Raw genomic sequence first — 15748 nt, forward strand, 5'->3', positions numbered from 1 at the left:
AGAAACAGGTATCGACGACATGACTAGTGACACCACGCGAAGCTGCGGCGACGACGGCGACATGCCCGCCGCGGACGGCGCGGACGCGGCGCTCGAGGCCGCGCGCAAGACGCTGCAGAACCCGCCGGCCACCGACGTGCCGGTGATGGTGCTGCTCGTCGACGACCAGACGATCGTCGCCGAGGCGATACGGCGCGCGCTCGCCGACGAAGAGCGCATCGACTTCCATTACTGCACGCGCTCGGACGACGCGATGACCGCGGCGATCGAGACGCGGCCGACCGTGATCCTGCAGGATCTCGTGATGCCCGGCATCGACGGGCTGAGCCTCGTGAAGGCGTACCGCGCGAACCCGGCGACCCGCGACGTGCCGATCATCGTGCTGTCGACGAAAGAGGAACCGATGATCAAGAGCGCCGCGTTCGCCGCCGGCGCGAACGACTACCTCGTGAAGCTGCCGGACCGCATCGAGCTGGTCGCGCGGATCCGCTACCACTCGCGCTCGTACGTGAACCTGCTGCAGCGCGACGAGGCCTACCGCGCGCTGCGCCAGTCGCAGCAGCACCTGCTGGAAGCGAACCTCGAGCTGCGGCGCCTCACGCACTCGGACGGCCTCACGGGGCTGTCGAACCGCCGCTATCTCGACGAATACCTGGGCGCCGAATGGCGGCGCGGCGCGCGCGAGCGCACCGAGCTGTCGCTGCTGATGATCGACGTCGACAACTTCAAGCTGTACAACGACACGTACGGCCACGTGTCGGGCGACGACGTGCTCAAGCAGGTCGCGTCGACCGTCGAGCGCTGTCTCGGCCGGCCCGGCGATCTCGCGGCGCGCTTCGGCGGCGAGGAATTCGCGGTGGTGCTGCCGGGCACGTCGCCGGGCGGCGTGCGCCTGCTGGCCGAGAAGATGCGCCTCGCGATCGAGGCGCTGAAGCTGGAGCACGCGCATTCGTCGACGGGCCGCTACGTGACGATCAGCATCGGCGGCGCGGGCGTCGTGCCGTCGGCCGACACGCCGATGACGTCGCTGATCGAGGCCGCGGACCGCGCGCTGTACCGCGCGAAGCGCGACGGCAAGAACCGCGTGGTGATCGGTGCGGCCGCGCGCGCGGAACAGGCAGGCAGCCAGCCGGCCTGATGCGCGGCTTGCGCGCTGCCCGCGCGTGCGCCGCGCGGGTCAGGACACGGCGGCGAGCCGGCGCGCGTAGTCGGCCGGCTCCAGCGGACGGCTGAACAGGTAGCCCTGCTGCTGGTCGCAGCCGATCTGCCGCAGGAACGACGACTGCGCCTCGGTCTCGACGCCTTCGGCCGTGACCGTCATCCCGAGCGAATGCGCCATCGCGACCACGGCCTGCGTGATCGCGACCGCGTCGCGGTGCTCCGGCACGCCCGACACGAACGAGCGGTCCACCTTCAGGTTGTGCAGCGGAAAGCGCTTCAGGTAGGACAGCGACGAATAGCCGGTGCCGAAATCGTCGACCGAGATCCGCACGTTCATCGCCGTGAGCGCCCTGAGCATCGGCAGCACGGTGTCGGTGTCGACCATCAGCAGGCCTTCGGTGATCTCGAGCTCCAGCGCGGACGGGTCGAGCCCCGCCTGCTCGAGGCAGCGGCCGACCGATTCGACGAGCCCCTCGTGGAACTGCCGCGGCGACAGGTTGACGGCCATCATCAGGTCGGGCGCGATCGTGCGGCGCCATTCGGCCGCCTGCCGGCACGCGGTTTCGAGCACCCACTGGCCGATCGCGACGATGAGCCCCGTGTCTTCCGCGACCGGGATGAATTCCGCCGGCGACAGCGGCCCGAGCTCGGGGCTCGTCCAGCGCAGCAACGCCTCGGCGCCGACCGTGCGCCCGTCGCGGCCGTCGACGACGGGCTGGTACGCGAGCCGCAGCGCATTGGACGCGAGCGCGCGGCGCAGCGACTGCTCGATCGCGAAGCGGCGCTGCAGCCGCAGGTTCAATTTCGCGGTGAAGAACGTGAAACAGTTGCGCCCGCGCTGCTTCGCGTCGTACATCGCGGAATCGGCGTTGCGCATCAGCGTCGCCGCATCGTCGCCGTCGCGCGGCGCGAGGCTGATGCCGATCGACACGCCGAGGTAATACTCGTTGTCCGCGACCGCGAACGGCCGCGCGATCGCATCGGTCACCCGCCGCGCGAGCGCCGCGAGATCGTCCGGCGCGTCGTAGTCGTCGACCAGGATCACGAACTCGTCGCCGCCGACGCGCGTCAGCGCGTGCCGTTCGCCGACGCAGGCCGCGAGCCGCTCGGCCACGCTGCGCAGCAGCGCGTCGCCCGCGTCGTGGCCGGCCGTGTCGTTGACCTTCTTGAAGCCGTCGAGATCGATGAACAGGATCGCGACGCGCGCGGCGCCGGTAGACGCGTCGCGCGCGTCGAACAGCTCGCGCATCCGGTCCGCGAGCCAGCGGCGGTTGTAGAGGCCCGTCAGCGCATCGCGCGTGGCGAGGTAGCGCAGCTGCTGCTGCGCCTCGCGCACGGGGCCCACGTCGTTGAACGACACCAGCACCGAATCGGCCTGCGTCTCGCCCGGCCGGACGATCGGCACCGCATTGCCGCGCACCCACGTCACGTCGCCGTCGGCGAGGCCGAGGCCGACCGTATAGCCGAGCCACGGCACGCCGGTCGCGAGCGCGCGCCGGCTCGGCCAGTCGTCCGGCGCGATCGGCGTGCCGTCCTCGTGGAACTCCCGCCAAATCACGGTCGACAGCCGGCAGCCGACGAGGCTGCCCTGCGCACGCAGCATCCGGCTCGCGCTCGGGTTGCTCGCGGTGATGGTGCCGTCGCGCGCGACGACGAGGATGCCTTCGTTCAGGCTGTTGACGACGAGCCGGTGATGCTCCTCGCTGCGCGCGAGCTGCCGCGCGATGCGATCCTGGTGCACCGCGAGCCCGACGCTGTTGCTGATGTCGCGCAGCAGCGCCGTTTCCTCGTCGGTCGGCCGGCGCGGCGTGCGATGGTAGACCGCGAACGCGCCGAGCACCGCGCCCGCTTCGTCCTGGAACGGCACCGACCAGCACGCGCGCAGGCCGAGCGGCAGCGCGAGGCCTTTGTAGACCTCCCACAGCGGATCGGTGGCGATGTCCTCGACCGCGACCATGCGGCGCTCGTACATCGCGGTGCCGCACGACCCGGCGACGGGGCCGATCGTCGCGCCGTCGATCGCCGCGCTGTAATGAGCCGGCAGCGACGGCGCGGCGCCGACGCGGATGTGCACGCCGTCGTCGTCGAGCAGCAGGATCGTGCACGACGCGCCCGCGCCGAGCAGCGCCTCGGCGCGCCGGCACACTTCCGCGAGCAGTTCGGGCAGCGGCGTGTTGCGCGTGATCAGGCGCAGCACGCTCTGCTCGGATGCGAGCACTTCGGCTGCGAGGCCAAGGCTGTAGCGAGGGCTTTGCGGTGAGGTATCCAAGTGAAACCGCCCGTCCGTGTTCGATCGCGCCTGGGGCGCCTGATTCGTTATCGTGTAATCGCGCCGCTTTCTTGATCCGGGTTTACGCCGAGATTCGGCGCAGCCGGACGGACGCCGTGCGGGCGTCGTGCCGCAGTACATTTAACACCAATCGGATGTCCGCAGCATGCTGAATTGCATAGGGAGTTGCACGGGACGGGGATGAGGCGGGGAATGTGCGCCGCGCGGCGTCAAACCAATCGGCAGGATCGTTGCGCACTGCGAAGGAGCAACGCGGTAAGCCCATCGTCGATTTGTGAAGTTTTCGATGCGGCGAGCGGCTTTTGCCGCGCCGTGCGGCGCCCGGCCGGCCGCCGATGCAATCAACGGCTCCGCCCGGCACGCATGCCGGGCTCGAGCCTTCGGTTCGGATTCGAATCAGTATCCATGACGCGGCTCGTCGTCACGCGGCCGCAATCGCCGGTCGTCGTCATGCCGCCACGGATCGTGCTCGTGCTCGTGACGACGCATCCACTCTTCGTGACGCCAGTATCGGCGGCCATCCCAATAGCGGTCGCCATGCATGCCGATCGTGATGTCGACGTCGGCCACCGGAACCGGCTGCGCGTAGCCGTACGGATCGCGGGCCGGGCCTTCCTGCGCAATCGCGGTGCCGGCGGTCAGCCATGCGCCGCCTGCGATTGCCGCCGCCAATGCGGCGCGGGAAATAATGGAATTTGCGTGCATGGATGCCTCCCATTTTGGGTACAACATGAACCACTGTACCCACGATGGACGGGCAACCGCGCCGCGACTTGTAAGCACACGTTTCGCGGCGCGCGCGGCCGTCAACGTTTGGTTACATCCTTGAGGCGGAATTCGGTAGATATGACATGACGGGCACGGCGCATGGCAGATGGGGCCGGACTCCCATCGACGCCTACTGACGCAGCCCGAACACGCTGTGCCACAGCGCGCTGAAAAAGTCCGTGTGCGCGTGTTCGTCGCTGCGGCGGGGGTCATCCTTCGGCGCGTTCGCCGGCGCCGGTTCCGGCTCGCGTGCGTCCTCGGTCGATGCCGCCGGTTTCGCCGGCTCGTCGCGCGCCGCGCCCCGGGAGGCGTCCTGCCGACGCGACGCATGCAGCGCGGCCACGCTGTTCGCAATCTGTTCGGCGATCGGCGCTTCGCAATCGCGGCCGAGCAACACGCCGAACACGACGTCGCGGTTGTGCCCCTGCTCGGCGAAGCGCATCGCCAGTGCCACGCGTTCCGCGTATTGCGCGTCGCGCTCGGCCTGCCTGCGCGCCTCTTCTTCGTGCAGGTGCGCGTGGCGGCGCATCTCCTCGGCATAGACGGTGTCGTACACGCGGCGTTGCGCGGGGTCCGAGAGAATCGCGTAAGCCTCGTTGATCTCCTGGAACCGCACATGCGCGGCGTCGCACCCGACGTTGCGGTCGGGATGCGCCTTCATCGCGGCGCGCCGGTAGCCGCGCTTGATTTCGGCGTCGGTGGCATCCTCCGGCACACCAAGCAATTCGTACAGGGTCGTCATTGCAGACCGGGTGAGAGTCGGATCGCGTCGATCCTAGCACGCCAATGCAGCACCGGCGTGGCTCGGGCAGTGACGCCCAACCCAGCCTAACCCGCCGCCCCGACGAACCGCATTTCCCCCGACTCCCCCGCCAGCAACGCCCGATTCGCGTCCGCCGCCGCCCGCAGGTAATCCCACAGCGCCGTCACCCGCCGCAGCTTGCGCAAGTCCTCCCGGCAGGTCAGCCAGAAGCACCGCGTGACGGCCACCTCGTCGGGCAGCACCGGCACGAGCGCCGGCTGCTGCGCGGCGATGAAGCACGGCAGGATCGCGAGCCCGCCGCCCTGCAGCGCCGCGAAATACTGTGCGATCACGCTCGTCGTCCGCAGCCCGGCCGTCGCGCCGGGCACCGCGCGCTCCAGGTACAGCAGTTCGCTGCTGAACGCCAGATCGTCGACGTAGCTGATGAACGTGTGCGCGGCAAGGTCGCCGACGCCCGCAATCGGCGCATGGTTCGCCAGATACGCCTGCGTCGCATACAGCCGCAACTGGTAATCGCACAACCTGGTGCACACGTAAGGCCCGCGTTCGGGCCGCTCGAGCGTGATCGCAAGGTCGGCCTCGCGCTTGGGCAGGCTCACGAAGTGCGGCACCGGCAGCAGGTCCACCGTCACATGCGGGTGCGCGGCGCGGAACTGCGCAAGCTGCGGCGCCAGGAAGAAACACCCGAAGCCTTCCGTCGACCCGATCCGCACGTGCCCGGACAATGCATGCCCCGTATTCGCGACCTGGTCGCACGCCGACTGCACCGTCGTCTCCATCGCGTCCGCGTAGGCGACCAGCCGCTGCCCTTCCGCGGTCAACGTGAAGCCGCCCGAGCGCGACTTGTCGAACAGCAGCGTGCCCATCGCCTCCTCCAGCGCGCGGATGCGCCGGGCGACGGTCGTGTAGTCGACGCCGAGCCGCTTCGCGGCGCCGCTCGCACGCTGCGTGCGCGCGACTTCGAGGAAGAACCGCAGGTCGTCCCAGTTCAGGTTGCCGGAAACCGGCTCGGGAAGGTGTCGCATCGTCGGGAAGGCAGGGTGGGAAGGTCTCCGGGCCGGCCGTCGATATGCAAATTTGCATATCCAACCGGTTTCTTTATCGGTACTCCATGAATCTGCGCATAACTATACTCGACCACGACCTGCGGACTACGAGCCGCGGCACACTCAGGAGACACCATGCAGACCCGATCCACCCTTGACGAACATGCGGCGATGGCGGCCCCGGCGCCCGCCCGCACCGCGAAGGACTACCTGCTGGCCGGCTGGGCCAGCATGGCCGGCACGACGATCGAGTGGTACGACTTCTTCCTGTACGGCACCGCCGCCGCACTCGTGTTCAACCGCATCTTCTTCCCGTCGCTCGACCCCGTCGTCGGCACGCTCGCCGCGTTCGGCACGTTCGCGGTCGGCTTCATCGGCCGGCCGATGGGCGGCATCGTGTTCGGCCACTTCGGCGACCGCCTCGGCCGCAAGTCGATGCTGATGATCACGCTGCTGCTGATGGGCGTGCCGAGCATGATCATCGGCCTGATCCCGTCGTACGACAGCATCGGCTACTGGGCCGCCGCGCTGCTGATCGCGATGCGCTTCCTGCAGGGGATGGCGGTCGGCGGCGAATGGGGCGGCGCGGTGCTGATGGCGGTCGAGCATGCGCCGGACGGCCGCAAGGGGCTGTTCGGCAGCCTGCCGCAGACGGGCGTCGGCCTCGGCCTGATCCTGTCGTCGGTCGCGATGGCCGCGGTGGCGGCGCTGCCCGAGGCCGACATGCTGTCGTGGGGCTGGCGCATCCCGTTCCTCGCGAGCATCGCGCTCGTCGGCCTCGGCTGGTTCATCCGCGCGAAGGTGCCGGAATCGCCGGACTTCGAGAAGATGAAGCACCAGGGCAAGGCCGAGAAATCGCCGGTGATCGCGGCGATCCGCCGGCATCCGCGCGAGGTGCTGACGATCGTCGGCGCGCGCGCCGCCGAGAACACCTGGTTCTACATGGTCGTCACCTTCGCGCTCGCGTATGCGACCCAGCAGCTGAAGCTGCCGAAGGCCGACATGCTGCATGCGATCACGGCCGGCGCGGTGCTGTCGCTCGTGACGATGCCGCTGTGCGGCCACCTGAGCGACCGCATCGGCCAGCGCCGCATGTTCGCGTTCGGCCTCGTGCTGATGTGCGCGTTCGTCGCGCCGTTCTTCATGCTGCTCGGCACGCAGCAGACGGCGCTCGCGTGGTGGGCGATCGTGCTCGGCCTCGGCGTCGTGTTCCCGATCCTGTATGCGCCGGAATCGCTGCTGTTCGCGAAGCAGTTCCCCGCGGAAATCCGCTACAGCGGCATCTCGCTGTCGGTGCAGCTCGCCGGCGTGCTCGGCGGCGGCTTCGCGCCGATGATCGCGACGTCGCTGCTCAAGGCCGGCGGCGGCCAGCCGCACTACGTGATCGCGTACCTCGTCGGGCTCGGCGTGTTCGCGCTGGTCTGCACGATGCTGATGCGCAACCCGCGCGGCTGACGCGCTTGCCGTTTTTCCCCGCCCCGCCCGGCGCGCATTCGCGCCGAGCGCGGGCCCCGCTTTCGCCTTTGATCGACGTTTCGTCTCGGAGATTGTTCATGAACGCTGCCGTACCCCAGTCCACCCTCGCCCTGCCCACCGCCCGGCTGCTGATCGACGGCCAGTTCGTCGAATCGCAAAGCGCCGAATGGGGCGACATCGTCAACCCCGCGACGCAGGAAGTGATCGGCCGCGTGCCGTATGCGAGCGTCGACGAGGTCGATGCCGCGATCGCGTCCGCGCAGCGTGCATTCCAGACCTGGAAGACGACGCCGATCGGCGCGCGCATGCGCATCATGCTGAAGTTCCAGGACCTGGTGCGCCAGAACCTGGAACGGATCGCGAAGACGCTGACGGCCGAACAGGGCAAGACGCTGCCCGACGCGCAGGGCGACATCTTCCGCGGCCTCGAAGTGGTCGAGCATGCGTGCTCGATCGGCACGCTGCAGCTCGGCGAGTTCGCGGAGAACGTCGCGGGCGGCGTCGATACCTACACGCTGCGCCAGCCGATCGGCGTGTGCGCGGGCATCACGCCGTTCAACTTCCCCGGCATGATCCCGCTGTGGATGTTCCCGATGGCGATCGTGTGCGGCAACACGTTCGTGCTGAAGCCGTCCGAGCAGGACCCGCTGTCGACGATGCAGCTCGTCGAGCTCGCGATCGAGGCCGGCGTGCCGAAGGGCGTGCTGAACGTCGTGCACGGCGGCAAGGTCGTGGTCGACCGGCTGTGCACGCATCCGGACGTGAAGGCGATTTCGTTCGTCGGCTCGACGCGCGTCGGCACGCACGTCTACAACCTCGGCAGCGAGCACGGCAAGCGCGTGCAGTCGATGATGGGCGCGAAGAACCACGCGGTGGTGCTGCCCGACGCGCATCGCGAGCAGACGATCAACGCGCTGGTCGGCGCGGGCTTCGGCGCGGCCGGGCAGCGCTGCATGGCGACGTCGGTCGTCGTGCTGGTCGGCGCCGCGCGCGACTGGCTGCCGGACCTCGTCGCGAAGGCGAAGCAATTGAAGGTCAACGCGGGCCACGAGCCGGGCACCGACGTCGGCCCGGTTGTGTCGAAGGCCGCGCATGCGCGCATCGCGGGGCTGATCGACGAAGGCGTGAAGGCCGGCGCGACGCTCGTGCTCGACGGCCGCGACGTGAAGGTGCCCGGCTACGAGAACGGCAACTTCGTCGGCCCGACGATCTTCTCCGGCGTCTCGACCGACATGTCGATCTACACCGAGGAAATCTTCGGGCCGGTGGTGGTCGTGCTCGAAGCCGACACGCTCGACGACGCGATCGCGCTCGTCAACCGCAACCCGATGGGCAACGGCGTGGGCCTGTTCACGCAGAGCGGCGCGGCCGCGCGCAAGTTCCAGAGCGAGATCGACGTCGGTCAGGTCGGCATCAACATTCCGATCCCGGTGCCGGTGCCCTACTTCAGCTTCACCGGCTCGCGCGGCTCGAAGCTCGGCGATCTCGGCCCGTACGGCAAGCAGGTCGTGCAGTTCTACACGCAGACGAAAACCGTCACCGCGCGCTGGTTCGACGACGATACGACGGCCAGCGGCGTCAATACGACGATCGCGTTGCGTTGAAGGCTATGCATAGGACCGGAGTAACCGCTAAAGCGCCAACTCCGGTCGACACCAGGAACCAGATCATGGAAATCGCATTCATCGGGCTCGGCAACATGGGCGGCCCCATGGCCGCCAACCTGCTCAAGGCCGGCCACGCGCTGGCGGTGTTCGACCTCGACGCGCACGCCGTCGAGGCCGCCGTGCGCGCGGGCGCGACGGCCGCCGCCTCGCCGCGCGACGCGGCGGCCCGCGCGTCGGTCGTGATCACGATGCTGCCGGCCGCGCAGCACGTGCGCGGCGTCTACCTCGACGACGACGGCGTGCTCGCGGGCGCACGCGCCGGCGCGACGCTGATCGACTGCAGCACGATCGATCCCGGCACGGTGCGCGCGGTGGCCGATGCGGCCGCGCGGCGCGGCCACCCGCTCGCCGACGCGCCGGTGTCCGGCGGCACCGCCGGCGCGCAGGCCGGCACGCTGACCTTCATGGTCGGCGCGGATGCGGCGCTGTTCGAGCGCATCCGCCCGGTGCTGCTCGACATGGGGAAGAACGTCGTGCACTGCGGCGGCACCGGCACGGGCCAGATCGCGAAGATCTGCAACAACCTGCTGCTCGGCATTTCGATGATGGGCGTGTCGGAAGCGATGGCGCTCGGCGCGGCGCTCGGCATCGAGCCCGGGGTGCTGGCCGGCATCATCAACACGTCGACCGGCCGCTGCTGGAGCTCGGACAGCTGCAACCCGTATCCGGGCGTGCTGCCCGCGGCCCCCGCCGCGCGGGGCTACACGGGCGGCTTTGCCGCGAACCTGATGCTGAAGGATCTCGGGCTCGCCACCGAAGCCGCGCGGCAGGCGCGCCAGCCGGTGTGGATGGGCGCGCTCGCGCAGCAGCTCTATCAGTCGATGAGCCAGCAGGGGCTGGGCGGGCTGGATTTCTCCGCGTGCGTGAAGCTGTACGAGGGGCAGACGGCCGGCGCATGACGCTGCGCGGGACGGAACGCGCCGGCGGCGCCTGATACGGCGCCGCCGGCGGCAATGCTCAGCCGCGCGAGTCGGCGGTGGTCTCTAAGGTCGGATGGCACTCGAATGCGAGCTCGGAGCTGGCGCTCACGCCGCGGCCCGCGGACAGCGATTCACGCTTCATGCTCGCGCGCATGCCGCGCTGCGAGCAGTAGTTCGTCGCTTCGTCGACGGCTTTCTCGTGAGCGGTCGCCCAGGTGGTCGACATGCCGACCGTGCGGGTCGACACGGTGTAGACGTTCGGCTTCGACGTCGACGCGACGTCGGACGTGGTCGAGCAGGCCGCGAGCAGCCATGCGACGGCCACGACCGGCAGCCAGCGCAAGGATCGGAAAGAAACGGGATTTGACATGGGGCAGCAGATATGCGTCGAATCGACGGCATTTGACAATATTTCCGACATTATGCCCGGCTATTCGACGAAGATCATGTCACGTATTGTGAACAGACTGTTTCGCCTGATTAAACGACGGGGCCTGCGCCGGTCGCGATGACGCGAACCGGCCCCGAAAATGCGGAAAACGCATGAAGGAAGCGCCCCCCTGCTCCCGTCACGCCGGCGCGCGCCGCCGCAGCTCGGCGGGCGGAATCTTCATCGCCTGCCGGTATTTGGTCACGGTGCGGCGCGCGAGCAGGATGCCGCGGCCGGCGAGGCGCTGCGTGAGCGCAACGTCCGTCAGCGGATCGGCGGGCCGCTCCGCGGCGATCATGTCGCGGATCAGCACCTTCGCGGCGGCCGCCGAGCTGGAACCCTGGCCGGCCGCTTCGAGCCGGCGCGGGAAGAAGTGCTTGAACTCGAACGTGCCGAACGGCGTCGCCATGTACTTGTTGCCGGTCGCGCGCGACACGGTCGATTCGTGCAGGTCGAGTTCCTCCGCGATGTCGCGCAGCACGAGCGGCTTCAGCGCGATCTCGCCGTAGCGGAAGAAATCCCGCTGGCGCGCGACGATGCACGCACCGACGCGCTGGATCGTATCGAAACGCTTGTGCGCGTTGCGGATCAGCCAGCGCGCCTCCTGAAGCTGCCGGCCGAGCGGCGAATCGCGCTCGCCGCTCGAGCGCGCGAACAGTTCCGCATAGCGCTGGTGCAGCCGGGCGCGCGGCAGCACCGCCGGATTGGTCGTCACGACCCATTCGTCGCGCACCTGGCGCACGATCACGTCCGGCACGACGTAATCGCCGCGTGTACTGCCGTAGTGATTGCCGGGGCGCGGGTCGAGCCCGCGCACGAGCGCGCACGCGGCATGCAGCGTGTGCACGTCGCAGCCGAGCCGGCGCTGCAGCTCGGCCGTCTCGCGCCGCGCGAGCCGTTCGAGATGCTCGCGCGCGATCGCCTTCGCGCTGTCGAGCGCCGGCGTGTCGGCCGGCATCGCGTCGAGCTGCAGCAGCAGGCACTCGGACAGCGAACGCGCGGCGATCCCGGGCCGGTCGAGCGACTGCACGAGGCGCAGCGCGACGGCGAGATCCCGTTCGCTCAGCAGCAGCGCCGGGTCGGCGGCGAGCACGAGATCCGGCAGCGACTGCCGCAGGTAGCCGTCGTCGTCGAGCGCGTCGATCAGCAGATGCGCAGCCGCGTGGTCGCGCCGGTTCAGCGGATGGAGCCGCAGCGCATCGTGCAGTTGCGCATGCAGCGAGGGCTCGGCCGCGGTCCATTCGCCGGGGCCGGTGCCCGGCCCGTCGTCGTCCTGGCGGCCGGGGCCCCGCGCCGACGGCTCGGCCGTGTAGGCGGGTTCGCCGTCCGACGGCGGTGCTTCGTCGGGCATGTCATCGGATATGTCGCCGGGCGCCTGCTCGGCGCGATCGGCCTCGGCGTCGGCCTGGGGCGCGACGCCGGCTTCCTCGTCGGCGGCACGGCCATCCTCGAGAAACGGATTGGTATCGAGCGCCTGCCGCAGTTCCTGCTGGAATTCGAGCGACGACAGCTGCAACAGGCGCAGCGATTGCTGAAGCCTCGGCGTGAGTGCCAGATGCTGCCGCATCTGGAGCGTCAGCGTGATGGACATCGGCGGACCTCCTCGGTGGTCGGTGATACGGGCCCACCACTCGCACGCAACTTCCACGCCATCCGCGCGCCGTGCGGCACAACGACGGGCGGTGCGGGTTCGCACGCCGCGCGGCGCATCGGACCCTGTCCTTTTTACAACCGCGCGGCAAGTCTGACCCGCGCAACCGGCGCTACGCGGCACGCGCCGTGCGCGCGGTGGCCCGCGGCCGGCGCGGGCGCCCGGTCAGAACCGGTTGATATGGAAATCCCCCGCGCAGGCGGTCGAGCTGCGCCGCGCCATCATCCCGGCGAATTCCGTCTCGAGTCGCGCCAGCGCGCGCCGCTGCTGCGCGATATCCCAGTGCGCGAACGCGGCGAACGCGTCCTCGTCGAACGTCACGGTAACCGCGGCCGGATGGCCGTCGGCCCGAAAGCCGACATGCAGCACGCCGGCGGGCCGCTCCTCGACATGAAACGGCACCCCGCGCGCCTCGAAGTAGCGGCCGAGCGTCTCGGCAATCTCGCGCCGCAGGCCCGGCACCACGCGGATGCTCATCGTCAGCCGCCTCGGCACGTCATCGCGCCGGCACGCGGCGCGCGCGCCGCATGCACCGGCGGCTTGCCGCCGGGCGGTTCGCGCCGCGGCGGCGGGTGGCCGGGCCGATCGCCTTCCGGATACCGGTACGGCCGGGTCGGATCGGGCGGCAGGTCGTCGTCGAGCGGATCGGGGTCGTCCGAATCGATATCGGGCATCGTCGGCTCGGGCCGGTGCAACCACCTCGCAAGCACCTGTTCCATCTGGGCCCCCTCATGTCGTTACGCATGCCGCCGGTTCGCAATCGGCGTGCCGCTCGGCCGGTGTGCAATTGCTACACCGGCCGCGGCATATTTTGCATGCTGCGTTTCGCTGTGCGATCGCGTGCTGCACCGGGGCTCCGGGGCTCCGGGGCTCCGGCGTATCGGCGTATCGGCGTATCGGCGTACCGGCGTACCGGCGTACCGGCGCTCCGAGGCTCCGGCACTCCGGCCAAACGCCAAACCGCATGCACACGCAGGCTCGGGAATACACATTGCGGAGACGAGGGCATGCCGCATGGCACATCGGGCATGCCCGGGGCCGACCATGCACCGACTCTGCAGGAGAAGAAAATGTCTCAGACGAATCCCAAGCCCGCGACGAATCGCAAGCCCGCGCGATGGCGCGAAGTGGAAGGCGCGCTCGAAGTGACCGCGCTGGCGGCGGTCGAATGCGCGCTGGTGCTCGGCCTGCTGACCGCGCTCGGCATTCCGCACGGCGGACTGTAGCCGCGGCCGGCGCGCGCCGGCTCACTTCATCCGAACTGCAAGGAGACGCTCATGCATCGCGTCGACGAAATCATGTCGCGGGACGTCGTGCGCGTGGCGCCGACCGACACGATCCGCCATGCCGCGCAGTTGATGGCGCGCTACGACATCGGCGCGTTGCCGGTGTGCGACCACAACCGGCTGGTGGGCATGGTGACGGACCGCGATCTCGCGGTGCGTGCGATCTCCACCGGCAAGCCGCCCGAAACGCGGGTGCGCGAAGTCGCATCGGGGCCGCTCGAATTCTGCTTCGACGACGATGCGCTCGACGAAATCCAGGCATACATGGCCGCCGCGCAGCTGCGCCGCATGCCGGTGATCGATCACGACCGGCGGCTGGTGGGCATGCTGACGCTCGCCGATATCGCGACGCGCGCAGACGGCGCATCGCGCGAGGAAGTCGCGAACACGCTCGAACGCGTGTCGCAACCGAAGCCGAAGTAAACGCGCCGGGCCGCCCCTCATCCGCGCGCACGCCGCCCCGTGCAGGCCGCGTGCGCGCCCCATCAGGAGCACGATCATGCAGACACCCGCCCCCGACCGCACCCGCATCATCCGCAAGGAGCGCGACACCGCGCGCGGCCCCGGCCCCGACGTGATGGCCGCCGGCACGCTGACGGGCGACCGGGTCTATGCAGCCGACGGCGACGACGTCGGCCGGATCAAGGACATCATGCTCGACGTGCATTCGGGCCGCATCGCGTATGCGGTGCTGGCGAGCGGCGGCACGCTCGGCATCGGCGACAAGCTGCTCGCGATTCCGTGGAGCGCGTTCACGCTCGACACGCGGCAACGGTGCCTGCGCCTGGCGGTGCCGGCCGCGCGGATCCGCGATGCGCCGGGATTCGACCAGGATCATTGGCCGGAGACGGCCGATGCGCAGTGGGCCGCCCTGCCGCCGCACGCGGATGACAGCGCGCCCGACTGGAACATGGACGACGACTACGACTCGGAGATGGATGCGCCGCCGCACGAGGCGTCGCCGGACGGCCCGGAGCGCGGCACGGAGCGCGAGTGAGCAGCGGGTTGGGTCGTCGGTGCGCCGGTGCGCCGGTGCGCCGGTGCGCCGGTGCGTCGGTGCGTCGGCCCGTAGGCGCATCAGCGCATCAGCGCATCGGCACTTCGGCACTTCGGCACTTCGGCACTTCGGCGCATCGACACATCGGTACATCGGCACATCGACGCATCGGCACATCGGCACATCGGCACATCGGCGCATCGACACATCGGTACATCGGTACATCGGTACATCGGCACATCGACGCATCGGCACATCGGCACATCGGCACATCGGCACATCGGCACATCGGCACATCGGCACATCGGCACATCGGCACATCGGTACATCGGCACATCGGCAGATCGGCAGATCGGCACATCGACACATCAGCACATCGACACATCGACACATCGACACATCGGCGCATCAGCGCATCAGCGCATCGACACATCGGCACATCGGCACATCGGCACATCGGCGCACCGGCACATCGACACATCGACACATCGACACATCGACACATCGACACATCGACACATCGGCGCATCGGCGCATCGGCACATCGGCACATCAGCACATCAGCACATCAGCACATCGACACATCGACACATCGGCACATCGGCGCGCACATCACGGCGCGCCTGGCGCACCGAGCTTGCGCGCCAGCGCCTGCGCCGCCGCGAGGTGCTGCCTGAGAAGCGGCAGCGTGTCGTTCGCGAAGGCGCGCAGATCGGCGTCGTGGCCGTTGCGCGCCTCGTCCTCGAACACCCGGATCGCCTTGCGATGCGCTTCGGGTCCGGCCACGGCCAGGTACGCCACGTCGAAATCGCGGCCGGCACGGCGGCGCAGCGCCTCGACGTCCGGATCGACGATCTGCACGGTCTGCACCGGCAGGCCCTTGCGTACGCCGAGCCCGCGCAGCCGCGCGCTCACCTTGCCGTGATCGTCGACCATCCGCTTCGCGAACGCGCGCACGTCGGGCGACGACGCCTTCTCCAGCGCGAGCTGGCTCGCCTGCATCTCGCTCTTGCCGGCGAGCCCCGCCTTGTCGACGAACTCCGCGTCGATGCCTTGCGGACGCTTGGACATCTGCGTGTCGTCGGGCACGGCCGGCGGCTCGATCACGCCGCGCGGCGCACGCGTGTTCGACGCGGGCGGCACGTCAGGCGTTTGTGCAGGCGTGGTCGCTGCCACACCCAGCGCGGCGGCGATCGCCGCGCACGTCCAGATGCCGGTTCTCATCGGATACCTCCTGACGCTTCGGCGACAGCCGGCCCGACGCCTTCGACGCCGACGCCGGCGCGCCATATC

The 15748-nt window shown here is 69.5% G+C and carries 16 protein-coding genes; 7 read left to right on the forward strand and 9 right to left on the reverse strand.

The window, feature by feature from the left end; all coding sequences use genetic code 11:
* Window positions 1-19: 19 nt before the first annotated feature.
* Complete coding sequence (locus ABFO07_RS24280; RefSeq protein WP_059563603.1) at window positions 20-1138, forward strand: diguanylate cyclase; 1119 nt, start codon at window positions 20-22, stop codon at window positions 1136-1138.
* Between the two features lie 39 nt (window positions 1139-1177).
* Here ABFO07_RS24280 and ABFO07_RS24285 read toward each other — a convergent pair whose 3' ends face one another.
* The 4 genes from ABFO07_RS24285 to ABFO07_RS24300 form a co-directional block, all read right to left on the reverse strand.
* Window positions 1178-3430 (reverse strand): putative bifunctional diguanylate cyclase/phosphodiesterase, encoded by a 2253-nt coding sequence (locus tag ABFO07_RS24285; protein ID WP_060013661.1) that lies wholly within the window; start codon window positions 3428-3430, stop codon window positions 1178-1180.
* Between the two features lie 417 nt (window positions 3431-3847).
* The gene (locus ABFO07_RS24290) at window positions 3848-4261 is read right to left on the reverse strand and encodes a hypothetical protein (RefSeq protein WP_330997175.1); all 414 of its coding nucleotides are present in this window, start codon (window positions 4259-4261) and stop codon (window positions 3848-3850) included.
* A gap of 88 nt (window positions 4262-4349) precedes the next feature.
* Window positions 4350-4961, reverse strand: coding sequence for a J domain-containing protein (locus ABFO07_RS24295; RefSeq protein ID WP_059891050.1), 612 nt, complete (start codon window positions 4959-4961; stop codon window positions 4350-4352).
* Between the two features lie 86 nt (window positions 4962-5047).
* Window positions 5048-6007, reverse strand: a complete 960-nt coding sequence (locus tag ABFO07_RS24300) for a LysR family transcriptional regulator (RefSeq protein WP_059563599.1) — start codon at window positions 6005-6007, stop codon at window positions 5048-5050.
* Window positions 6008-6163: 156 nt separating this feature from the next.
* Between ABFO07_RS24300 and ABFO07_RS24305 the strand changes: the two genes are divergently transcribed.
* The 3 genes from ABFO07_RS24305 (at window position 6164) to mmsB (ending at window position 10070) form a co-directional block, all read left to right on the forward strand.
* On the forward strand, window positions 6164-7483 hold the full coding sequence (locus tag ABFO07_RS24305; protein ID WP_059910552.1) for an MFS transporter: 1320 nt from the start codon (window positions 6164-6166) through the stop codon (window positions 7481-7483).
* A gap of 98 nt (window positions 7484-7581) precedes the next feature.
* The gene (locus ABFO07_RS24310; RefSeq protein WP_347468709.1) at window positions 7582-9108 is read left to right on the forward strand and encodes a CoA-acylating methylmalonate-semialdehyde dehydrogenase; all 1527 of its coding nucleotides are present in this window, start codon (window positions 7582-7584) and stop codon (window positions 9106-9108) included.
* Window positions 9109-9173: 65 nt separating this feature from the next.
* On the forward strand, window positions 9174-10070 hold the full coding sequence (gene mmsB, locus ABFO07_RS24315) for a 3-hydroxyisobutyrate dehydrogenase (RefSeq protein ID WP_059808330.1): 897 nt from the start codon (window positions 9174-9176) through the stop codon (window positions 10068-10070).
* Between the two features lie 58 nt (window positions 10071-10128).
* On the opposite strand, the gene ABFO07_RS24320 is transcribed toward mmsB, so the two are convergent.
* From ABFO07_RS24320 to ABFO07_RS24335, 4 genes are all read right to left on the reverse strand, one after another.
* Complete coding sequence (locus ABFO07_RS24320) at window positions 10129-10461, reverse strand: hypothetical protein (RefSeq protein WP_059884225.1); 333 nt, start codon at window positions 10459-10461, stop codon at window positions 10129-10131.
* 199 nt (window positions 10462-10660) lie between these two features.
* Entirely contained in the window at window positions 10661-12112 is a 1452-nt protein-coding gene (rpoN, locus tag ABFO07_RS24325) for an RNA polymerase factor sigma-54 (protein ID WP_347468710.1), read from the reverse strand.
* Between the two features lie 225 nt (window positions 12113-12337).
* Window positions 12338-12649, reverse strand: coding sequence for a hypothetical protein (locus ABFO07_RS24330; protein ID WP_347468711.1), 312 nt, complete (start codon window positions 12647-12649; stop codon window positions 12338-12340).
* 2 nt (window positions 12650-12651) lie between these two features.
* Window positions 12652-12891, reverse strand: a complete 240-nt coding sequence (locus ABFO07_RS24335) for a hypothetical protein (RefSeq protein ID WP_059808339.1) — start codon at window positions 12889-12891, stop codon at window positions 12652-12654.
* 351 nt (window positions 12892-13242) lie between these two features.
* Here ABFO07_RS24335 and ABFO07_RS24340 point away from each other — a divergent pair, with 351 nt between their 5' ends.
* The 3 genes from ABFO07_RS24340 to ABFO07_RS24350 all read left to right on the forward strand — a co-directional run bounded on the left by ABFO07_RS24340 (window position 13243) and on the right by ABFO07_RS24350 (window position 14455).
* Window positions 13243-13398: a hypothetical protein gene (locus tag ABFO07_RS24340; protein WP_196482759.1), complete on the forward strand. Its 156-nt coding sequence runs from the start codon at window positions 13243-13245 to the stop codon at window positions 13396-13398.
* 51 nt (window positions 13399-13449) lie between these two features.
* The gene (locus tag ABFO07_RS24345; protein WP_059563590.1) at window positions 13450-13881 is read left to right on the forward strand and encodes a CBS domain-containing protein; all 432 of its coding nucleotides are present in this window, start codon (window positions 13450-13452) and stop codon (window positions 13879-13881) included.
* A 76-nt stretch (window positions 13882-13957) separates the two neighbouring features.
* Entirely contained in the window at window positions 13958-14455 is a 498-nt protein-coding gene (locus ABFO07_RS24350) for a PRC-barrel domain-containing protein (protein WP_347468712.1), read from the forward strand.
* Window positions 14456-15067: 612 nt separating this feature from the next.
* On the opposite strand, the gene ABFO07_RS24355 is transcribed toward ABFO07_RS24350, so the two are convergent.
* The gene (locus ABFO07_RS24355; protein WP_347468713.1) at window positions 15068-15679 is read right to left on the reverse strand and encodes a DUF4142 domain-containing protein; all 612 of its coding nucleotides are present in this window, start codon (window positions 15677-15679) and stop codon (window positions 15068-15070) included.
* Window positions 15680-15748 lie beyond the last annotated feature (69 nt).

The sequence above is a fragment of the Burkholderia stagnalis genome, from assembly GCF_039848545.1.
In the GTDB taxonomy this organism is placed as follows: Bacteria; Pseudomonadota; Gammaproteobacteria; order Burkholderiales; family Burkholderiaceae; genus Burkholderia; species Burkholderia stagnalis.